Here is a 21,511-nt window from a genome sequence, read left to right as displayed (position 1 = left end):
TTTTATCATTAAAAGTAAGAGCGAAGCTAATAAAATTTATAGAGGTATCTTCCTGAGCTCAGTGATATTAGCTACCGATCAGTAATTATTGCCTATCTGTCATTTATCATTATCAATAGCTCTGTTGATAGCATAAGCGGCGCTTATCAGCCCCAAATGCGTAAAGGCTTGAGGGAAGTTTCCTAATTGCTCACCTCGCAATCCGATCTGCTCTGCATAAAGCCCCAGATGATTACCATAAGAAAGCATCTTTTCAAAAAACAACCTGGCTTTCTCTACCTGCCCACCACGGCATAAGCACTCTACATACCAGAAAGAGCATACTGAAAATGTTCCCTCTTCTGAGTTTAGACCGTCAATATCATGCTCCGTATTATACCTGTATACCAATGAGTCTGTGGCCAATTCTTCTTCAATAGCTTCCATAGTAGATTGCCAGCGAGGGTCATATGGACTAATGAAACGAACAAGAGGCATCAGCAAGGCTGAGGCATCTAGCACATCAGCTCCTTTGTATTGTACAAAGGCTTTTAAATCATCATTCCAAAAGTCTTCATACACATTAGTATAAATTTCATCACGAACCTTTCTCCATCTCTCAAAAGGATAAGGAAAAGAGCGTTTTTCTGCCAGACGAATAGCTCTATCTACCGCCACCCAACACATTACACGAGAATACAAAAACTCTCTTTTTTCTGATCTTATCTCCCAGATACCATGATCTTTCACCTGCCAATTATCACAAACATATTCTATATGCCTTTTTAACGATTCCCAGAATTTATAGGTAACAGGTTCTCCATACTTATCGTAGAGATAAATACTATCCATAAGCTCTCCGTAGATATCCATTTGCAGCTGATCATAAGCTTCATTTCCTATTCGCACAGGAGTAGAATGCATGTATCCTTCCAAATGATCAAGCTCCATCTCTTTTAATTCGGCCTTTCCATCTACGCCATACATAAGCTGTAGTTCACTGCCATCCTGCATGTTTTCATCAAACTGATGGCGAATCCAATCCATAAAATGGCCTGCTTCTTCAGTATATCCCATGCGTATAAATGCATACATAGTAAAGGCGGCATCTCTTATCCAGGTGAATCTATAGTCCCAGTTTCTTGTACCACCTATATGCTCTGGCAAACCAAAAGTGGCCGCAGCCACAGGAGCACCGTATTTATGTGAGGTAAGAAGTTTTAATGTTAAGGCGGATCTCTGAACCATATCCAGCCACTTGCCCTGATATTTCGATTTTCCCACCCAACTCTTCCAGTAATTCACGGTTTCTATAAAAAGCCTGTGCACACGATCATTTAAATCTGCACCAAATTCATCAGTTTCATCTTCATTATGCACTGCTTCCAATACAAAACAAGCAGATTCCTTTTCTTCTAACTCAAATTCAGCCCAAGCATCATGTTCACTTGCTTTTAACGGTATATCAGAAACCAAACGAATAAATTCAGCCTGATCTCCATCTTCAAAAAAGACTTGTTTATCATCTTTAGCTATCGCCTTTCCTCTTTCTTTGGCATATTCAAAGCGCGGCTCACATTTCATTTTAAAAGCTACCTTACCCCGAATGACAGTCACTTTTCTGATCAATTCACAGCTTCCTTCCTGAGATTTTACAGGCATAAAATCAGTGATCTCCACCATACCCTCATAAGCCAGAAAGCGAGTGACTAATACATTAGTTTCCGGCAGGTATTGCTGTTTGTAATCAACCTCTTTCAGATCAGGTATAATCTGAAAACTACCTCCTTTCTTTTTATCAAGTATAGAGGCGAAAATTGATGGCGAATCAAACCTGGGAAAACACATAAAGTCAATAGCTCCATCCATTCCCACCAGAGCAATGGTATTTTGATTACCAATTACCCCATAGTTAGCTATCGGGTTATAGTCACTTTGTTCTTTATTCATAAATTTTTTATCCGTTATCGCTAAAACCGGGGTATAGGGTCATACCTCCATCAACATAAAGCGTTTGTCCTTGCATGTAGTCAGAATCATCAGAGGCGAGCCATACAGCGGCCTTACCTATATCTTCAGGCTCTCCTATTCTTCCGTAAGGTATCAGCTCTTTGAGCTTTTTACTAGCCTCCTCATCAGACCATACCTCTTTATTAATATCTGTTTTTATAGCACCAGGACTCAGCGCATTTACTCTTATTTTATGTGGGCCCAGCTCCTGTGCTAAAGTTTTCACAAACATCAATATGCCTGCTTTGGCTGTAGCATAATTGATATGCCCACCCCATGGGATAATGTCATGCACAGAGCTCATACAGATAATCTTACCTGCAGCCCCTGATCGGTCCTTTACTACTCCTCTTTTAATAAATTCTTTGGCTGCTTGTTTGGCGCAGAGAAACTGACCATTCAGGTTAATATCAATCAACTTTTTCCAGTCTTCATACTCCATTTCCATAAAAGGAGCATCTTTTTGTACCCCAGCATTGCTTACCACAATATCTACTGTTCCAAAAGCATCTATTGTTTGGTCAAACATTTTTTTGACATCATCCGGCTTACTGGTGTCGGCTTGTACTATAATAGAGGAGCCTCCTACTTTTTCTATTTCATTCTGAGTCTCTTCGGCACCGTCTTCACTGCTATGGTAGTTAATACAAATATTGGCTCCTTCTTTAGCCATAGCAATGGCTATGGCCTGACCTATTCCTGAACTTGATCCTGTAATTATGGCGGTTTGGTTGGCTAGTTTTTTCATGGTTAGTTAATTAAAATCAACATTATAATAATGTCTACCACGAAAAATTGTTAGCCTAAAAGGCATCTTTTAATAAATAAGGCCAGCTTATAATACTTCTTCCACCCTATTCTCTCCTAGATACCACAAATATCCCTGCACCTCTTCGTACCCCATCTCAGAAAGTAGAGATTTGTAGTTAGTCATCTGCCGCTGATCTTCACTTTTGGGTATACCCGTTTTATAATCAATAATAATGGCCTTATTTTGTTTGATCATTACCCTATCAAGTCGGTACTCTGCACCGGGCAAAATAATAGGCATTTCATTATACACTTTCCAATCAGCGGTAAACCATCCCTTTGCGGCAGGGTTAGCCAACAAATCCTTTAAAAGACCCGATATTTCTTTTATCTGATCCTTATTAAGACCCTCCTCATAGCGTAAGGTTTCCAACGCACGCTCTTGGTCTGCCATCACCTCTACACTGGCCAGCAGATTATGAATAAGAATACCATAATTGATCTTCACCCTCCGATCATCGGCTTCTGTAAAATCTTTAGCTGCGTTTTTTACAGCTATCTTCTGTCGCCAGTCAAAATGCTGATAGCTTTTCAAAGTGAGCGCTGGTGCAGCATGCTCCTCTTCTATTTCAAACTTATAATCTCTGTTGCCATATTCAAAGACATTCTCCTCTTCATCCCAGGCTTCATACAACTCGAAACTACTATTCGCCAGAGTGTCTCTCAGTACTTTAGATATTTGCTTTTTCTTATCAGGAGCCATCACCCAAAGGTTATGTGCAGCTCGGGTGAAGGCCACATATAAAACATTAAGATTATCTAAGTGCGCCTTTATTTTTTCTTCTTCATAATCCTCCTTATAGACGGTGGCGGCTAAATCCTTTTTATACTTTAAGGGCAAATGTCCTATATTAAAAGGCTCTTGATCTGAGGCCGTCCAGATAATAGGAGAACGTTGGTGATCTATTTCCCAATCACAAAATGGCACTATCACGGAGGTATATTCCAATCCTTTTGACTTATGAATAGTCATTATTCTAATAGCATCAAGATCATCAGCTACCTTAATACTTGCTTTGGAGCCTTTTTCATACCACCACTCTAAAAATGAGAATACATCTCCTTTTTCATTTTGGGTAAATTTCAATATCAGATCTTGGAATGTTTGCAGGTAAGCGAACTGACCATGTAGCTGATTCACCTCAAAAATATTAATCAGTTCTTCTGCCAATTCATAAAAAGGCAAATGCATTAAATAAGGCTTTCGAGAGAAAAATTCCGTTGGCAGCCACTCTTCAAACTTACCCTTGCCAATTGATTGCATGAGCTTACTCACTGGTTCGGCAGACTTTTTAACGGCCTTCTGATAATCATATACGAGCTGTGCCTGTACCACTTTATCCTTCGCATCGGCCAGGTAGCGCAGTGCTGAAACTACCAGGCGCACAGCCGGTGACGCCACTAAAAACAAGGATTCGTTAGATACCACATCATATCTATAGCCTTCTTTTGCCTGGGCAGAGTGCTCATAGTCAGACAGGTAATCTGCCACCGTCTTTCCTTCCTTATTATTCCGTACCAAAACGGCTATTTCTTTGAGAGGGACTCCTTTATCTTGAAGTTCTTCTACCACTTGAGGCAACTGACGGCTTACTTTGTCTTTCCACTTATCGTCTTCCTCATCTTTGTAAAAGGTAATGTTGATATAACCTTGGGGGTTTTCCTGCTTATGCGGAGGTATTTTCTGATAAGTATCTTCATATACCTGATCTAGCACCTGCCAATCCGGATCCTGATCACTTCCGCCTTCATTCATAAGCACCTGGGGCAGCAATTTAAAAATGCTATTGTTAAACTGAATGATATTGGCTTCACTTCTAAAATTAGTATCCAGTACTTTATTAGTGGTCCTATTAGACCCAATATCGCTCTCTATTTTCCTCAAAAGCAACTCCCAATCTCCACCACGCCATCTATAAATAGATTGCTTTATATCACCTACCACCAGGTTTTTGTACCCTTGTGCTAGGCTATCGTCAACTAATGGCCTAAAGCTCTCCCACTGAAAGCCGGAGGTATCCTGAAACTCATCGATAAGATAATGCCTGTAAAAAGAACCTACCTTTTCATACACAAACGGAGTATCTGCATCCTGCACCAGCTCTTTCAAAAAACGAGTAGCATCAGAAATAAGCATCACATTATTTGCCTTTTTATACTCTTGAAGCTTGCGGGCTAAGTCTGCCAGCAGGCCATAGCCATAAAGAAATTTCTTAATTTGCAGTGCCGTACTATATACTTCAAACTGCTGAGCATAATAATCTACTGACTGCCGTAGTATATCTTCCAGACCAGAAGCCAAGGTCATATCTATAAGATCAGCCTTTTTTGAAGTTTTCTTATACCAGCTGCCTCCTTCCAATGCTGACAAGAGCCGTTTACCAGGCTCATAAGATTTGTTGTCTTTGCAAATTTTATACAGGTGTCCCATAGCCCCACTTCGGCCATAAGAAAAGTCTTCAATTTCCAAGCCATTGCCCTTCAGCTGCTGTAAGCCCTCAGCTCCCAGGCTATGCATTTTATTCTCAAAAACAGCTATTATTTCATCTATAGAGGTCTTTAATTTCTTCACTAAAGAATGATCATGCCCCGCTATTTCATCCTCTATGTACTTAAAGCTCTCATTAAAAAGCTCCCTTGCCAGGTCTTTAATGTTCCTCCTTACATCCCAGTTATTGCCCTCTTGCAAATTTTCACGGGCAAACCGAATGATCCACTCTCTAATCTGTTTATTCTCCGTTACCTCGAAAAGCAGGTCGTCAACAATTTGAATAAGTATAAGGTCAACATCTAATTCTAACCTGTAGCTACCCGCCAGGCCCAGCTCTTTAGCAAAACTCCGTATCACCTTCTGAAAGAAGGTATCTATGGTACTAATAGAAAAGTGTGAATATCCATGGAGTATCTCTGTAAGAATTTGTCTGCATTTTAGCTGAAAAGTGGTTTCATCTAAGTTAGCATGAGCCATAAGCTCCTCAGCCATACCATCCATTTTACCCTCAGAAAACTCATGCAACTTCTGTATGATCCTGTTTTTCATCTCTTGCATGGCCTTGTTGGTAAAGGTCACTGCCAGAATGTACTTGTAGTAACGCGTACTCTTTAAAGCGAGCTTAAGGTACTCTTTGGTAAGGGTATAAGTTTTACCAGAACCCGCTGAGGATCTATAAATTATGAAACTTTCTGCAGACATGTGAGTGTAAAATTATACAATCGACAGCGGTGAATAAACTTTTAAGCTCAGTATTACTTCAACTTTATAGCCAAACCTACACACCTTCTTGTTCCATTTAAATATCTTTTATATTCACAGAGAATAGAATAATTTATTTTTTCAAAGAGTAGGTAAGTACTGGCCTTCTGGTGTGGTTCACCACATCTTCAGCAATACTCCCTCCCAGCAGATGTGATAGTCCTGTTCTTCCGTGAGTGGCCATGGCAATCAGATCTGCTTTTACCTGCTCCGCAAAGTAAATAATGCCTTCCTCTTCAGAGTTATCATTAAAGATTCTCAGCTCATAATTATCCACCTTTAATTTTTCGGCAAACTCTTCTAACTCCTTAAGAGCAACTCTATCAGGCTGGAAATTATTAGGTGTATTGATTCTTACAATATTAATTTTAGCCCCATACATAGCTTGGAATATCTTTACTACTTCAAAAGATGCAATCTCATCTTCATCAAGAGCAGTGGCATATACTATAGTTTCCAAAGAATGGTTTTGGAGTTCTTCGTGAATAGTTAACACAGGACATTTAGCATGCCTCACCACTTTTTCTGCATTAGAGCCAATCAAAAATTCCTCTACACCAGAACTTCCTTTGGTACCCATTACTACCAAATCCACCTCCTGCTCACTAACAATATCCCTGATGTTATGATATGGGCTACCAATACGCAATTCCTGTTCTACTACTATATCTGAAAAAGCTTCACTAGTAGCTAGCTTTTCAAGCTTTTTCTTTCCCTTTTCAATCATGCGCATCATAAACAGCCGGTCAGTCATTTCTGGCAACTCTACCTCTCCGGTATAATGAACGGAAGTAACCGTAGCATCTTCAATAACATGAATTAAAACAAGCGCAGCACCAGTTTTCAAGGCTATTCTATGTGCTGCATCAAGAGCATATTTTGCCTGGTCTGAAAAATCTGTTGGAACTAATATTCGTTTCATAATTATCAATATTTCAATGTTTATATGCTAAAGTTAACGCACATTTATCAAAGCAGATATGCCTCCTGAACATAAAAAAAGCTGCATTTTGTCAGGTTTTTCATTTAATAAAAGCCCTAGTAACGTTTGAGTCATTGCAAAACCAGGAAAGAACTTCCTTTATGCGCCTGAGAAATAAAAGCTTTATTTCAATATGCCTAGCCATTGATTTGATTCAGCTACTTCTTTAATCATATGGTTTCTCCTGCAAAGCAAGTCACTCATATATTTCTTCAAAAACAGATTATCAGCAACAACGCCTAAGATTCCCAGAGGAGAAGAATACACAAAATTATCGACCATTTCAGTGAGCCCATCCTCATTTTTCCTGAAATGATGTTCATGCCTGAATGATTTAAATATCCCTTTTTCCATTTCATCTACAAAATAATCAGGGTATTGAAATTCAGTAATGCGACTTGTCAGTTTTTGCCAAACACCAAAGTGCTTTGCCTTCCAAGTCACACTTTCATGCAATCCTATTAATCCTGAAGTAACACCATCTATAGCAAACTCTTTGGTATGGCTGGTAGATTTCATATGTAAATCAATACTACGAGAGAGATCAAAACATCTTTGCACGGGAGCGTTGATATGCGTACATAAATAAATTCTTGGCATTTCTTATTATAATCTTCGTTACTTCGCCTCGTTCATTGCTTCGAAATTAATGGTTTTCTCTTTTCGTACCAATGACATGTTTACAGATAATGTCATTTCAATTTGTACGGTTGAACCAAATGTTGGGGATTGAAATGACTAAATGCTACAAACTGTGATCATCCCAACAACAGGAGAGATCTTTGTATCTAAGGCCTAAAGCCTTGAGTAGTTCGATCCAATAACTGATTATTACTCGCTGTGACCTACAGAGCGGATAACTGCAATAGCTTAAGCACTAATGCCTCATTAGTCTTCAATTCGAGGTGAATAGATTTCTCCTTTCGTCGAAATGACTGTGGGGGTGAGAAAGTGACTAATTATGAAGAATTGATTATATTAATACATGGGCAACTATTTTGTTTATATCATAACTAACCCCAAAAAAACGACTCTTTATATTGGAGTTACAAACGACCTTTACACTAGATTACTACAACACTTTGAAAATAGAGGGCAACCTAAAACATTTGCTGGCAGGTATTATTGCTACAAATTGATTTATTATGAAAGGCATACAACGATTCAAGCAGCTATAGAATGGGAAAAGGAAATCAAAAAATGGAGTAGAGCAAAAAAAGCTAATCTCATTGAATCCTTCAATCCACATTGGACCTTTCTAAACCATGAAGTGGCATCATAATAAAAGAATGTGGTCATCTCGACGACAGGAGAGATCCTTGTATTTAAGGCCTACAGCCTTGAGTAGTTCGATACAATAACAGATTATTACTCGCTGTGACCTACAGAACGGATAACTGCAATAGCTTAAGCACTAATGCCTCATTAGTCTTCACTTCGAGGTGAATAGATTTCTCCTTTCGTCGAAATGACTGTGGTGGTGAGAAAGTGAATAATTCTGAAGGGCGTTCTCACCTAAACTTCAGCGCATAACTTACTCTAACTCCTAAGGTAAAGTCCCCACTGAATTGTTTACCTTCCTCTTGGTTATACTTTATATTAAACCCAAACTCGTCTTCAAATTCCTCTATGGATAATCTTAAGGGTACTACGTTTGAAAACTTGTTATTTCTCACTCGCACTCCTAATCCACCATACAGAATTAAGCCTAATCTATTGCCGAACATGAAGTGAAACGAACTTTTAGCTAGCACACCCAGCTTTTCTCTTTGAAAATCGGCCTGTTTATAAACCAAATACCCAATTTCATCATTAAAATATATCCAGGATTCATGGTAAGTGTCCTTATGCAGAATGTAAAAACCTTCTAAAGAAAGAAAATAGCGAAATGACCCTTTCCTTACTAGCTGAAACTTCCAGGCATGCCGTATCTCAAAAAGTCTATAGTTGTCTTCATCTTTAGCATAGTTGGGAGCCAGATTAGCATTTCCATAACCTAAAGTAATGGATGCATCCCAGCGGGGTAAAAAACTTCTATTGTACTCTAGCTTAAATCGTGGAGTCTGAAAATGTATGGGACTTAGCAGTTCAACAGCCAGATAATCAGTTCTTAAAAACTTGTATTTATCATCTTTTTGCCCCATTACGGTGAGAGGCACTAATAATACAAAAAACAGTAGGTATCTCATTTCTAAAAAATATGCACCAACATACATATTTTATTAAATATTTCACCCTTAACAAGCATCATTTGGCAATATCATTACCATTTCCTCATCAAAAAGAAAATGCATAAGTAAAAGAGGGCTATTAAAAGTGCCAGACTTTTCTGCCTGATATATTCAACTTGTATAATGACCTTTTATGGATTTTAAGGCTTCCTTATCACGTTTGTTCTAAATGAAAAGCCCTTATTTGTACCTAAATCCTAACAAAAAAGGCTAGTTATGGATTATAATATAAAGCCAACTTATAGAGAAGGTACTCTATGAGCTATTTTATAAAATAACAGTATATGAAAATCAATCGAATTTTATTATTAAGCTTTTGCTTTATTAGCATTTCCTCTTTTGCACAAAAGGCAAACATAGCTCTGAATCTAAAAAAAGGTAAGGAGTACAAACAGCATAGTGTTTATGCCATGAAAATAAATCAAAATATGGGTGGCCAGCAAGTAGACATGGATATTAACCTTGACAACAAAATGTCCTTTTTAGTGACTGATATTCAAAATAATGTCTTCTCTATGGATGTGAAATACGAGAGCATGACTATGGAAATGAAAATGCCTCAGATGGATATGACCTATAGTTCTGAAAATGGAGAGGACGCAGATATGATGTCTCAGGTATTAGCCAGCATGAAAGGTAAAGCCTTTAATATCAAAATGGATAAAACTGGTCATATAAAAGAAGTCAGCAATATGGACAATGTTTTTTCAGCCGTTGATGGTTTTGATCAAATACCTGCAGAACAGAAAGATCAAATCAAAGATCAGCTAAAAAAGAGCTTTGGAGAAGAATCATTAACTAACAGCATGGAATCTTTGTTTGCGATTTTCCCCACTAAAAAAGTAGCTCCAGGTGACACTTGGAACGTTACCAGTGAGGTAGAAACTATGATGGAGCTCAGCTTAAATGGCACTTATAAATATGAGAAAGCTACGGGTGAAGACTATATTATCTCTGGTAACACCAAGATAAAATCTGGAAGTGAGCCTACCAATGTGAATGGTATGCAGATGACCTACGACATGAGTGGCACTATGCTTTCTGACATAAAAGTAAATAAGAAAAGCGGTTGGATTTCTGAAGCCAATCTTACTCAAGAGCTTAGTGGAACAGCCAGTGCCGGCGGTATGCAAATACCTATGAGCACTAAGAGCACCATTAAAATCACTGACTAAGAAACCGGTTTTCCTGATTAAAAAAAGCCTGTCTTTAGATTAATAAAGACAGGCTTTTTTTTGTTATAAACGATAAAGATTCTTTATGCTAACATATACCCTAAGCCAAATAACAGCACAAACATTAAAGTGCTAAGTGCCATTTGCTTTAAATAAGGATCTAAATCTGCGGGTTTGGTTTTATTTTTTACTGCCAAAGCATTTTTCACAAACAGCGGAATGGTAATAACAAAAAGCAGTTGAGTCCAGGAATTAAAGCTAAGCAGCGTGAAAGCTAATGCTGACAACATTCCCATAGACAGTAATGTCCAGTGATAAATCACCGCTTTTTTTCTGCCTATTCGCACAGGTATTGAATACTTACCTGCCTTTTTATCAGACTCTATGTCTCTTATATTATTTACGTTAAGCACAGCCACGGAAAACACACCACAGCTCACAGCTGGCAATAAAAGCAACCAGTCTATCTGCTGAGCGAATAGGTAATAAGAGCCTAAGACTCCGGTAAGCCCAAAAAAGAGCATTACGGATAAATCTCCAAGGCCTATATAGCCATAGGGTTTTCTGCCAGCGGTGTAGGCCAGTGCTGCCAGGATAGACATTATTCCCAGTACAAAAAAGAAAATAAAAGCCTGTAAATCAAACCCAAAAGACAAATACAAAAGGTAAATACCACTAGCCAGCGTAAGAGTTATAAACAAGGCTATGGCCTTTCGCATGTCTGATAAGGTTATTTTACCAGATTGCACCATGCGTTGCGGTCCTTCTCTGTGCTCACTGTCAGCCCCGTTTACCGTATCACCATAGTCATTAGCCAAGTTAGAAAGCACCTGCAATAATATGGTGGTAAGAATACAGAAAGCACAAACCCAACCATTAAAAAAACCATTAGCCGCTGCCAAAAAACTACCCATACAAATACTGGCCAATGCCAAAGGGAGTGTTCTAAGCCTGAAGGCTACTATCCATGCTTTTATTTCCATATCTGTTACATTCTTTCGGGCACTTGTATGCCTAATAAGCCCATAGCTTTAGCTATAGTCTTAGCTACCACAGAAGAGAAGGCGATTCTAAACTTCAGAGCCACCTGATCTTCTTCATTAAAAATAGATACCTCCTGGTAGAAACGGTTATACTCCTTCGCCAGGTCGTAAGCAAACTGAGCAATAGCATCCGGCGAATAATTCTCCGCTGCTTCAGCCAGTTTTTTCATATAATCATTTAAAAGGAATATTACGTTTTTCTCACTAGCCTGTAGCTCGTTAAGATTTTTCAAATCTTCCTCTGTAGGCACCACTCCTATTTGTTCGGCCTTTCTCAAAATAGCCGAAATACGAGCATGCGTATATTGTATAAAAGGACCTGTATTACCTTGAAACTGAATCGATTCATTAGGATCAAACAGCATTCTCTTAGTAGGATCTACCTTTAAAAGGAAGTATTTTAATGCCCCAATACCCAAAGTATAATATAATTCTTTGGCCTGTTCTTCACTAAAACCTTCTATTTTACCTAACTCTTCAGTATGCTGGCAAGCGGTGTCAGTCATTTCCTGCATCAGCTCATCTGCATCCACCACAGTACCTTCACGTGACTTCATTTTACCCGAAGGTAAATCTACCATACCATAAGAAAGGTGGTAGCATTCTTTTGCCCACTCATACCCTAACTTGTCAAGGATAATGAAGAGTACCTTAAAATGGTATTCCTGCTCATTACCCACGGTATAAATTTGCTGGCTTATGTTAGGGAAATCACGGTAACGTAAAATAGCAGTACCTATATCTTGCGTCATATATACAGACGTGCCATCAGCTCTCAACAAAAGCTTCTGATCAAGGCCTTCCTCTGTTAAATCTACCCAAATAGAGCCATCTTCTTTTTCGAAGAAAATGCCTTTTTCCAAGCCTTTAACCACTTCATCCTTTCCTAAAAGGAAGGTATTAGATTCATAATAGAGTTTATCAAAATCTACACCCATGGCATTGTAGGTCACATCAAAGCCGGCGTATACCCAGCCGTTCATCGTTTCCCACAGCTCATAGGTTTCAGGATCTTTAGCTTCCCATTTTTTTAATAAGGCCTGAGCTTCTTTAAAAATAGGCGCCTCTTTTTCGGCGGTCTCTTTATCCATGCCGCCTTCTACAAGCTCGGCAATCTGCTTTTTATATTCCTGATCAAACTTCACATAGTAGTCTCCTACCAGCTTATCACCCTTCTTTCCGGTAGACTCAGGAGTTTCTCCATTACCAAATTTAGACCAGGCCACCATTGATTTACAGATATGGATACCACGGTCATTTATAATCTGCACTTTATGCACATCATAACCATTAGCCTTTAAAATTTCGGCCACCGACCAGCCCAGAAAGTTATTTCTTAAATGCCCCAGATGAAGCGGCTTATTGGTATTAGGTGATGAATACTCTACCATCACTTCCTTGCCATTATCAGAGTACTGACCAAAGTTTTCGTCTTTCCAGATGTCTGTAAACACCTGTACCCATGTAGCATCAGAAAATACAATATTTAAAAAGCCTTTAACCACATTAAAATCGGCTACTGCTTCTACATTTTCTTTCAGGTATTCACCTATGAGTCTGGCTGTTTCTTCAGGTTTAGCCTTAGACAACCTGGCATAAGGAAAACATACGAAAGTATGTGAACCTTCAAATTCCTTCCTGGTTGGCTGTAAACTAATGTCTTCTACTTTTAATTCAGCATCAAAAAGGCTGCTGAAGGCCTTAGAAATCTCTTGCTTTAATTGTAAATCCAGACTCATTGAGTATTATAAATTATGCTTTATTACTTGTATGGGATATTGTTCAAAGATACGATCATCCTTGAAAAATGACAGGCCCTACACGGGCCTTCACTATTAATAATTTAGAAAATCGCACCTCTGTAAATACAAAGGTAAGCTACGCTTATCTAAAACGTACTTTTTGGCTATATTAAAATAGAAATTATCCTTCGTTCTATTTTTTAAACTTCACTTTATACAGATCTTCTCTACGATCTAACAGGTTACGAACACTACCATGCATATGAAGGTGCTTCAAGTCATTAAGATCCACATCGGCTATAATAGTATTTTCTGTATTAGGCGTACCCTCTGAAACAATGGCATTATGGGGAAAAGCAAAGTCAGAAGGAGAAAATACTGCTGATTGACCATACTGAATATCCATATTCACCACCTTAGGCAGGTTACCCACACTACCGGAGATCACCACATAGCACTCATTTTCTATAGCTCGGGCCATAGAGCAAACACGAACACGGTTATAGCCATTATGCATGTCAGTAGCAAAAGGCACGAAAAGGATTTCCATTCCCTGATCTGCCAGAATTCTGCTTAGCTCCGGAAATTCCGAGTCATAACATATCAAAATACCTATTTTGGCCGTATCGGTTTCAAAAACTTGTACTTTATCTCCACCTATCATACCCCAGTCATTACGCTCGGCAGGTGTAACATGGATCTTGTACTGCGCCTCATAACTACCATCTCTGCGGCATAGATAAGAAACGTTATACAAATTCTCATCTTCATACACCGGCATACTACCTGCTATGATATTAATATTATAAGAAACAGCATATTCTACCATTTTATCTCTTATCTCATTAGAGTACTGAGCAAGCTTACGAATAGCCTTTGCTGCGGTATCTTCATTAAACTCTGCCATGAGCGGAGCATTAAAGAGCTCAGGAAAGACCAGAAAATCTGCCTGATAACCACTCACAGCATCCACAAAAAACTCCACATTTTCAAAGAATGAATCTATAGATCGGGCCGCTCTCAGCTGCCATTGTACTGCCCCTATACGAGCAAAATTCTTTTGATTGCCGAAATGGGTATCATCTTCATTATAGTAAATATTGTTCCACTCAATAAGCACAGCGTAAGACCCTGATGCCTTATCATAAGGAATATAATTCTTAAGAATCTTCCTTACGTGAAAGTCATTACTCATTTGGAAGTAAAGCACAGGATCATAAATTTCCTTATGCCTTACTTTCTGAATATACTCTTTAGGGGTATACTGATCTTTGTATTTATGATAGTTAGGTATGCGCCCCCCGGCTACGATAGACCTTAGATTTAGATTTTCGCATAGCTCTTTACGCATGTCATAAAGCCTACGTCCGAGCCTCATGCCTCTGTAATCAGGGTCTACACATACATCTATACCATAGAGCACATCTCCATCAGCGGTGTGAGTACCAAAGTTAGAATCATCAATAATCTGTTCATAACTATGACTATCACCATATTTCTTATAATCAACTATGATAGAGAGCGCAAAAGCCACTACCTCGCCCCGATCTTCTACACATAACTGCCCTTCCGGAAAAATCCTGATCAGCTTTTTGATCTGAGATTTCAGCCAGATATCTCCCTTCATCATAGGATAACACTTATGCATTATCGCCACAATACGGTCATAATCACCCATATCCAGTGTACGGGTGACTAATAAATGAGGTGAACTTTCTTCCTGCTTCTCTGTCATAAAATTATAATTTACCAGCCTAGTATGTAACCAAATATTAACGGAGCTACAATAGTAGCATCAGACTCCACAATAAATTTAGGAGTATCAATATCCAGTTTACCCCAGGTTATTTTTTCATTAGGTACTGCGCCACTATATGACCCATAACTAGTAGTAGAGTCAGAAATTTGGCAGAAATAGCTCCAGAAAGGAGTATCTGTTCTCTCCATATCCTGATATAACATGGGCACCACACAGATAGGGAAGTCACCAGCTATACCTCCACCAATCTGGAAGAAACCGATGCCTTTGTCTTCTGCTTGCTGTGTGTACCAGTCTGCCAGCCAAACCATATATTCAATACCTGACTTCATAGTAGAGGGCTTCAACTCGCCTTTAAGGCAATAAGAGGCGAATATATTACCCAGTGTAGAATCTTCCCAGCCAGGCACTACCATTGGTAGGTTTTTCTTGGCTGCTTCTATCATCCAGCTGTTTTTGGGGTCAATTTCATAATATTGCTCCAATACCCCTGAGTTGATCAGTTTAAATAAAAACTCATGAGGAAAATACCTTTCTCCTTTCTCCTCTGCATCTTTCCATATTTCAAAAATATGCTTTTGTATTCTTCTGAAAGCCTCTTCTTCAGGTATACAAGTATCAGTTACTCTATTCAGTCCTTTTTCCAGAAGATCCCACTCTTCTTTAGGTGTAAGATCTCTGTAATGAGGCACTCTTTTATAATGAGAATGCGCTACCAGGTTCATCACATCCTCTTCCAGGTTAGCTCCTGTGCATGATATAATGTGCAGCTTATCTTCTCTGATCATTTCAGCCAATGACTTGCCTAGCTCACCTGTACTCATAGCCCCAGCTAACGATACCAGCATTTTTTTATCTTCTTCTAAATGCTTTTTGTATCCTTTCGCTGCATCTACCAAAGCGGCAGCATTGAAATGTAAATAGTGTTTTTCAATAAATTCAGTAATGGGTTTTTGGGCCATCTTAGTCGTTATTTTTTTATTTAAATTATTAATGAGAAGGTAAGAATACTTCAGCCATCATACACCTGGCACTGCCTCCTCCTAGTGCCTCTATAGTATCTAAAGAACTATGTATGATAGGACAATGTTTTTCAATAGCTGCAATTTGTGATGCCTCTAATGATTGATAAGCGGCCGCTGACATTACCAGATATTTATCTCCGTCAGACGAGCTCACCTGCAGCATATTTCCCGCAAAGTGATGCTCTTGCTCTTCGCTTATTTCTATAATCTCTTTGCCTGTTTGTTTGAGTGACTCTTCTACTTCTTTGCGCTGTGCAGCGTCATCGATAGTGTCCAGGCATATCACGGCAAAGGTTTCTGCTATGCACATCATCACATTAGTATGATAGATAGGTAGCCTCTTACCCTCTACCGTTTGGAAAGCGGTAAATTTAACCGGTTTAAACCCAAATTTACGGCAAAACTCTCCTAGTATTTCTTCATTAGTACGCTCAGAAATAGCAGCATATACTATTTTATTAGGTCTATCTAGAATCATACTCCCTGTACCTTCCAGGTATTTCTCTTCCTTTTCATGGAAAGAAAAGTCTTCTATTTCTGAAATGCTCAGCTGGAATTCGTTATCTAAAATAGCCAATATATCATCCCTTCTTTCCAGCCTTCGGTTAGGAGCAAACATAGGGTATAACCCTACCCTTCCATCTTCATGAAAAGAGATCCAGTTATTAGGAAAAATAGAGTCTGGTGTATCAGGATCTAAGGTATCGTTGATAACGATAACGTTAATACCTTTATCCCTTAGTTTTACTACAAAGTCATCAAACTCAGCCAGCGCTTGTTTTTGCACCTCTTCAGGAGCAATTTTATCCAGCACTTTCTGATAGTAATTATTTACGGCCGTTTGTTCATTAAACCTGAACTTCACCGGCCTAATCATCATAATAGTATCTGTTGTTTGCCTAGACATGTTTTATTTTTTAACTCTCTTTAATGGTAAAGTGGAACACCTTAAAAGCCCTTCCATTTTTGCTGTTTCTGAATAAGGCACCCTTTCTACTGTAAAGCCCTGAGATTCTAACCATGCATTTAACCTGGTGAAGCCTTGCTCTGAGACTACTACCTTTTCACTTATAGAAAATACGTTAGAATTCATGTAATACATTTCATCCTTAGTGATCTCCAACACGTTTTCTTTTCCGAAAAAGTCAACCAAAAACTGGTAATCCTCTTCATTTTTAAACCCTCCTTTATAAATAATAGCCTTATCAAGTCCTACTGGTTGAAAGCAACAGTCGAGGTGAAGAGCATTTTCTTTTGGATCAGTATCTGACTTTTTCAGCTCAAAAGCCTTTACTTTTTTATTTGGAAAGCTTTTTCGAAGAAATTCCACCCCTTCTTCATTAGTTCTTGACACCACATATTTTTGAAAATCTTCTTTTTTGGAATATCCTACAAAAAGATGCTCATGCCAGGGCATCACATCTCCTCCTTCTATGCGGCATCCTTCGGGCACTTCTAGTTGGTTAGCTTCAGGAATTTGCTCCAGCACATATTGAATCCCTTTTATTTCATCCTTACGATCTTTCAAAATCCGTGGCCTAACAAATTTATCTTCTATTACAAAACCAATATCTCTAGCAAAAATCTGATTACAATCTTCCAGTACTTCTGGTCTGTATACATCTACACCATGTTTTTTCAATACAGTCGCAAACGCCTCTATCTCACCATGCACTACCTCCTCTGTAGGATATGTGCCATTTTTTATATGCTCTATAGATTTAGGGTCATATGCCTCCTCTACTGTAGGCACACCACCTAACTGCTGAGCCGTACCCAGTATAACGGCCTTTAGCTCAGAAGTCTCATCGTTAACATAAATATCTATCATATAGTATTTTGATCATCTATTTTTGAAAGGCTCTAATTTAATTATACGCCGTGTGATTGCATAATTTTAGCCCTCTTAAAAAATTGGTTGCCAATATACTTGGTATATTCAAAGAATCTTAACAAAATTTGTAACATTATAACCCGAGAATGCATTAACGTAATAGTGTGAAAAAGTATATTGATCTAATAGAGCAAACGTTCGAATTCCCTCAGGAGGAATTTAAGGTTGAAAACAACAAATTGTTTTTCAACGATGTACCATTAATGGATATTATTGAAAAGTATGGTACACCTTTAAAACTTACTTATCTGCCGAAGATTAGCGAGAATATTAAATATGCTAAACAGCTGTTTAACAACGCTATTAAGAAGTATAATTACGAGGGCGACTATACTTATTGTTATTGTACAAAATCTTCTCACTTCAACTTCATCCTTGAAGAGGCATTAAAAAATGACATTCATATAGAAACGTCATCTTCTTTTGACATTCCCATAGTAAGAAAGCTATATGAGAAAAAGAAGATTAAGAAGAGCACCAATATTGTGTGTAATGGTTTTAAAAGACCACTGTACAAGCAATATATCAGTGAGCTGTTAAATGATGGCTTTGAAAACTGTATACCAGTGCTTGACAACCTCAATGAACTCCAGCACTATGAAGAAAATGTAGAGGGCAGTTATAATGTAGGTATACGCATAGCCGCTGATGAAGAACCCAAATTTGAGTTTTACACTTCTCGCTTAGGTATTCGATATGGAGACATCAACACACTTTACAGAGATCAGATAAAGCCTAGCAAAAAGGCGAAGCTTAAATTATTGCATTTCTTTATAAACACGGGGATCAAGGATACAGCTTATTACTGGAGTGAGCTAAGCCGATTTATCTTTAAATACTGCGAGCTCAAAAAAGAATGTCCAGAACTAGACACTATTGACATAGGTGGTGGTTTCCCTATTAAGACGTCTTTACATTTTGAGTACGACTACAAATACATTGTAGAGCAAATCATTGAAAACATAAAATGGATTTGTGGTAAAAACAATGTGCCAGTGCCTAACATCTTCACTGAGTTTGGCAGCTTTACAGTAGGAGAAAGTGGAGCTGTGCTTTACTCTATTATGGATCAGAAACTGCAAAACGACAAGGAGCTTTGGTATATGATTGATGGTTCTTTCATCACTCACCTACCTGATGCTTGGGGACTGAACCAAAAGTATATTTTACTTCCTATTAACAAGTGGGATGAGCCACATCATAAGGTAAACTTAGGTGGACTTACTTGTGATAGTATGGACTATTATAACTCAGAGGCCCATACAGGAGATGTATTTATGCCTATGTCTGACCCTAAGGGAAGTGAAAAGCTTTATATAGGATTTTTCCATACAGGAGCTTATCAGGAGTCTTTAGGTGGATACGGAGGCATACAGCACTGCCTGATACCTGCTCCTAAGCATGTATTGATAGATAAGAACAAAAAAGGCGAAATAGAAACACACCTTTTTAATGAAGAGCAAGAAAGCGAAGCAATGCTTAAAATACTAGGATACTAAAAACAATGAGGCTGTCTTAAATAAGACAGCCTCATTGTTTTTATCCAAATATTATTTCTAAAGCATCTGCCAAATTCAGGGCTTTGAAATCAGCCATTCGGCTATCATCATTATCTACCTGAATAGTTTTAATTCCTAATGTTTTTGCTGGAACCAGATCCCGCTCCTTATCTCCTACCATCCAGGAGTGATCAGTATCTATATTAAACTTAGCTATAGCTTTCTCAAACATGAGCGTGCCCGGCTTGCGGGTTAGGCTCTCTGTTACTGTAGGGTGCCAGGGTGCATAATAGATATGATCTATCATAAAATCAAACTCCTTCTGCATAAGCTGATGACACTCATGCATCTGCTCACGGGTATAAATACCTTTGGCTATGCCAGACTGATTGGTAATTACAACCAACAGATAACCAGCCTTTTTCAATGCTACCAAGGCTTCTTTCACCCCAGGCAAAACCTCAAACTTTTCAGGAGTATATACATAATCAACATAATCTTTGTTAATCACTCCGTCACGATCCAAAAAGACACACTTATTCAAAACCTTGTTTTTTTTAGTTAATGGATTGCAAAAATCAGATATAAATGAAGAAAATCAAATTGAATTGATTTCGTTTCAATGAACTTTGGTATTTTTAGCGTCTTTTATGGACCCCGAACAATCAATGCAGTGACTGACAGCTTAGTTATTATTCCTACATACAATGAAAAAGAGAACATCGCACTGATAATAGATGCTGTCTTTAAGTTGAGTCACCCTTTTGATATTCTCATAGTAGACGACGGGTCTCCTGACGGCACCGGAGCTATAGTAAAAGAGCTACAAAAGAAAGATCATAACGGCCGAACTTTGCACATAATAGAAAGGCAAGGCAAACTAGGATTAGGCACCGCTTATATCACGGGCTTTAAATTCGCCATAGAAAAGAAATATGATTTCATTTTTGAGATGGACGCTGACTTTTCTCATAACCCCAAAGATCTGCTAAACTTACGTGAGGCCTGTACACTTGGCAATTATGACATGGCTATAGGATCTAGGTATATCACAGGAGTGAATGTAGTTAACTGGCCTATGGGAAGGGTTATGATGAGCTATTTTGCAAGCATGTATGTCCGCTTCATTACCGGCATGCCTATTAATGATACCACCGCAGGGTTTGTTTGCTTTAAAAGAAAAGTACTTGAAACTATAGAACTGGATAAAATCAAGTTTATAGGTTACGCCTTCCAGATAGAAATGAAATTTACTGCCATGAAGTATGGCTTTAAAATAGATGAGGTGCCAATAATATTCACCGACCGTACCAGAGGCAAATCAAAAATGTCTGGTTCTATCTTTAAAGAAGCCTTTTTTGGTGTAATACAACTCAAGATCAACAGTTGGTTTAAGAAATATCAACCCCCTGCTTGATTTAGCTGAAATAACACCTGTTCTTTATAGCTACGACTAATAGGCAACTCTCGGCCTTTTATCTCTATAATCTCATGAGTATAGGCCTCTATTTTATTTTTAGCCACTATAAAAGAACGATGAATTCTAATAAAATCTCCTGCCGGTAAAATATTTTCCATAGCACTAATATTTTCTCTACTCACTACGGTTTCCGCTATTGTCTGAATTTTCACATAATCGCTATAGCTTTCTATAAAAAGGATATCAGCATAATTTATACGCACCATTTTACGATCAGCACGAACAAAGAAATGATCCCTCTCCCCTTCTTTTTTAGTGGGAACACCCTCATCCCTTTTAGCCTCCACCTTATAATACCTGCGCACCGCTTGTAGCAATCGTTCGAAAGAAATAGGCTTCAGCAAATAGTCTACCGCTTCCAGGTCGAATCCATCTACGGCATATTCACGATAAGCAGTAGTGAAAATAACCTTCACGTCTTTACTTAGCAATTTCATGAATGACAGCCCCGTGATTTCGGGCATATTAATATCAAGAAAAACAAGGTCAATATGTGTTTGGTGTAAATGAGCAAAAGCTTCCATAGCCGAAGAACATTCAGCCACTATCTTCACATTGCCCAGCTTCTGTAAATGCGTGCGCATAATCTCCCTAGCTATGGGTTCGTCATCTACTATCAAACAATTCAT

18 protein-coding genes are annotated in these 21,511 nt (G+C 38.5%); 4 read left to right on the top strand and 14 right to left on the bottom strand.

All coding sequences use genetic code 11. The features are described 5' to 3' along the window. Positions 1 to 99: 99 nt before the first annotated feature. From JL102_RS18110 to JL102_RS18090, 5 genes are all read right to left on the bottom strand, one after another. Positions 100 to 1,929 (bottom strand): glycoside hydrolase family 15 protein, encoded by a 1,830-nt coding sequence (locus JL102_RS18110; RefSeq protein WP_202245863.1) that lies wholly within the window; start codon positions 1,927 to 1,929, stop codon positions 100 to 102. 7 nt (positions 1,930 to 1,936) lie between these two features. Further along, positions 1,937 to 2,737, bottom strand: a complete 801-nt coding sequence (locus JL102_RS18105) for an SDR family oxidoreductase (RefSeq protein ID WP_202245862.1) — start codon at positions 2,735 to 2,737, stop codon at positions 1,937 to 1,939. An 87-nt stretch (positions 2,738 to 2,824) separates the two neighbouring features. Then, on the bottom strand, positions 2,825 to 5,992 hold the full coding sequence (locus JL102_RS18100) for a UvrD-helicase domain-containing protein (protein ID WP_202245861.1): 3,168 nt from the start codon (positions 5,990 to 5,992) through the stop codon (positions 2,825 to 2,827). A gap of 133 nt (positions 5,993 to 6,125) precedes the next feature. Next, positions 6,126 to 6,974 (bottom strand): universal stress protein, encoded by an 849-nt coding sequence (locus JL102_RS18095; protein WP_202245860.1) that lies wholly within the window; start codon positions 6,972 to 6,974, stop codon positions 6,126 to 6,128. Between the two features lie 183 nt (positions 6,975 to 7,157). Then, entirely contained in the window at positions 7,158 to 7,553 is a 396-nt protein-coding gene (locus JL102_RS18090) for an SRPBCC family protein (RefSeq protein ID WP_237390654.1), read from the bottom strand. Between the two features lie 466 nt (positions 7,554 to 8,019). On the opposite strand from JL102_RS18090, the gene JL102_RS18085 reads away from it, so the two are divergent. Continuing rightward, positions 8,020 to 8,316 carry a GIY-YIG nuclease family protein gene (locus JL102_RS18085; protein ID WP_202245858.1) on the top strand — a complete coding sequence of 99 codons (297 nt, stop codon included), beginning with the start codon at positions 8,020 to 8,022 and terminating at the stop codon, positions 8,314 to 8,316. 229 nt (positions 8,317 to 8,545) lie between these two features. On the opposite strand, the gene JL102_RS18080 is transcribed toward JL102_RS18085, so the two are convergent. Continuing rightward, complete coding sequence (locus tag JL102_RS18080) at positions 8,546 to 9,223, bottom strand: hypothetical protein (protein ID WP_202245857.1); 678 nt, start codon at positions 9,221 to 9,223, stop codon at positions 8,546 to 8,548. A 326-nt stretch (positions 9,224 to 9,549) separates the two neighbouring features. Here JL102_RS18080 and JL102_RS18075 point away from each other — a divergent pair, with 326 nt between their 5' ends. Further along, complete coding sequence (locus tag JL102_RS18075; RefSeq protein WP_202245856.1) at positions 9,550 to 10,440, top strand: DUF6263 family protein; 891 nt, start codon at positions 9,550 to 9,552, stop codon at positions 10,438 to 10,440. A gap of 83 nt (positions 10,441 to 10,523) precedes the next feature. Here the strand turns inward: JL102_RS18075 and JL102_RS18070 are convergent, their stop codons facing one another. The 6 genes from JL102_RS18070 to JL102_RS18045 form a co-directional block, all read right to left on the bottom strand. After that, positions 10,524 to 11,423 (bottom strand): 1,4-dihydroxy-2-naphthoate polyprenyltransferase, encoded by a 900-nt coding sequence (locus tag JL102_RS18070; protein WP_202245855.1) that lies wholly within the window; start codon positions 11,421 to 11,423, stop codon positions 10,524 to 10,526. 5 nt (positions 11,424 to 11,428) lie between these two features. After that, positions 11,429 to 13,222 (bottom strand): arginine--tRNA ligase, encoded by a 1,794-nt coding sequence (gene argS, locus JL102_RS18065; protein ID WP_202245854.1) that lies wholly within the window; start codon positions 13,220 to 13,222, stop codon positions 11,429 to 11,431. A gap of 196 nt (positions 13,223 to 13,418) precedes the next feature. Continuing rightward, positions 13,419 to 14,960, bottom strand: coding sequence for a bifunctional GNAT family N-acetyltransferase/carbon-nitrogen hydrolase family protein (locus JL102_RS18060; RefSeq protein WP_202245853.1), 1,542 nt, complete (start codon positions 14,958 to 14,960; stop codon positions 13,419 to 13,421). Positions 14,961 to 14,971: 11 nt separating this feature from the next. Next, positions 14,972 to 15,946 carry a deoxyhypusine synthase family protein gene (locus tag JL102_RS18055; protein ID WP_202245852.1) on the bottom strand — a complete coding sequence of 325 codons (975 nt, stop codon included), beginning with the start codon at positions 15,944 to 15,946 and terminating at the stop codon, positions 14,972 to 14,974. 28 nt (positions 15,947 to 15,974) lie between these two features. After that, complete coding sequence (ctlX, locus tag JL102_RS18050; RefSeq protein ID WP_202245851.1) at positions 15,975 to 16,916, bottom strand: citrulline utilization hydrolase CtlX; 942 nt, start codon at positions 16,914 to 16,916, stop codon at positions 15,975 to 15,977. 3 nt (positions 16,917 to 16,919) lie between these two features. Beyond that, positions 16,920 to 17,840, bottom strand: coding sequence for a dimethylarginine dimethylaminohydrolase family protein (locus tag JL102_RS18045; RefSeq protein WP_202245850.1), 921 nt, complete (start codon positions 17,838 to 17,840; stop codon positions 16,920 to 16,922). A 167-nt stretch (positions 17,841 to 18,007) separates the two neighbouring features. On the opposite strand from JL102_RS18045, the gene JL102_RS18040 reads away from it, so the two are divergent. Next, complete coding sequence (locus tag JL102_RS18040; protein WP_202245849.1) at positions 18,008 to 19,402, top strand: type III PLP-dependent enzyme domain-containing protein; 1,395 nt, start codon at positions 18,008 to 18,010, stop codon at positions 19,400 to 19,402. Between the two features lie 40 nt (positions 19,403 to 19,442). On the opposite strand, the gene JL102_RS18035 is transcribed toward JL102_RS18040, so the two are convergent. Next, positions 19,443 to 19,946 (bottom strand): D-glycero-alpha-D-manno-heptose-1,7-bisphosphate 7-phosphatase, encoded by a 504-nt coding sequence (locus tag JL102_RS18035; protein WP_202245848.1) that lies wholly within the window; start codon positions 19,944 to 19,946, stop codon positions 19,443 to 19,445. A gap of 129 nt (positions 19,947 to 20,075) precedes the next feature. Here JL102_RS18035 and JL102_RS18030 point away from each other — a divergent pair, with 129 nt between their 5' ends. Continuing rightward, positions 20,076 to 20,819 carry a polyprenol monophosphomannose synthase gene (locus JL102_RS18030; protein WP_202245847.1) on the top strand — a complete coding sequence of 248 codons (744 nt, stop codon included), beginning with the start codon at positions 20,076 to 20,078 and terminating at the stop codon, positions 20,817 to 20,819. Here the strand turns inward: JL102_RS18030 and JL102_RS18025 are convergent. Continuing rightward, entirely contained in the window at positions 20,804 to 21,511 is a 708-nt protein-coding gene (locus JL102_RS18025; protein ID WP_202245846.1) for a LytR/AlgR family response regulator transcription factor, read from the bottom strand. The two genes, JL102_RS18030 and JL102_RS18025, sit on opposite strands and share 16 nt — an antisense overlap.

The organism is Fulvivirga sediminis, from assembly GCF_016757215.1.
In the GTDB taxonomy this organism is placed as follows: domain Bacteria; phylum Bacteroidota; class Bacteroidia; order Cytophagales; family Cyclobacteriaceae; genus Fulvivirga; species Fulvivirga sediminis.
The sequence above is the reverse complement of the archived record's forward strand: the minus strand, read 5'-3'. Positions and strand labels throughout refer to the sequence as shown.

Coding starts and splice junctions, on each gene's coding strand:
- JL102_RS18110 (WP_202245863.1), bottom strand. CDS start 1,929: ATGAATAAAGAACAAAGTGACTATAACCCGATAGCTAACTATGGGGTA.
- JL102_RS18105 (WP_202245862.1), bottom strand. CDS start 2,737: ATGAAAAAACTAGCCAACCAAACCGCCATAATTACAGGATCAAGTTCA.
- JL102_RS18100 (WP_202245861.1), bottom strand. CDS start 5,992: ATGTCTGCAGAAAGTTTCATAATTTATAGATCCTCAGCGGGTTCTGGT.
- JL102_RS18095 (WP_202245860.1), bottom strand. CDS start 6,974: ATGAAACGAATATTAGTTCCAACAGATTTTTCAGACCAGGCAAAATAT.
- JL102_RS18090 (WP_237390654.1), bottom strand. CDS start 7,553: ATGAAATCTACCAGCCATACCAAAGAGTTTGCTATAGATGGTGTTACT.
- JL102_RS18085 (WP_202245858.1), top strand. CDS start 8,020: ATGGGCAACTATTTTGTTTATATCATAACTAACCCCAAAAAAACGACT.
- JL102_RS18080 (WP_202245857.1), bottom strand. CDS start 9,223: ATGAGATACCTACTGTTTTTTGTATTATTAGTGCCTCTCACCGTAATG.
- JL102_RS18075 (WP_202245856.1), top strand. CDS start 9,550: ATGAAAATCAATCGAATTTTATTATTAAGCTTTTGCTTTATTAGCATT.
- JL102_RS18070 (WP_202245855.1), bottom strand. CDS start 11,423: ATGGAAATAAAAGCATGGATAGTAGCCTTCAGGCTTAGAACACTCCCT.
- argS (WP_202245854.1), bottom strand. CDS start 13,222: ATGAGTCTGGATTTACAATTAAAGCAAGAGATTTCTAAGGCCTTCAGC.
- JL102_RS18060 (WP_202245853.1), bottom strand. CDS start 14,960: ATGACAGAGAAGCAGGAAGAAAGTTCACCTCATTTATTAGTCACCCGT.
- JL102_RS18055 (WP_202245852.1), bottom strand. CDS start 15,946: ATGGCCCAAAAACCCATTACTGAATTTATTGAAAAACACTATTTACAT.
- ctlX (WP_202245851.1), bottom strand. CDS start 16,916: ATGTCTAGGCAAACAACAGATACTATTATGATGATTAGGCCGGTGAAG.
- JL102_RS18045 (WP_202245850.1), bottom strand. CDS start 17,840: ATGATAGATATTTATGTTAACGATGAGACTTCTGAGCTAAAGGCCGTT.
- JL102_RS18025 (WP_202245846.1), bottom strand. CDS start 21,511: ATGAATTGTTTGATAGTAGATGACGAACCCATAGCTAGGGAGATTATG.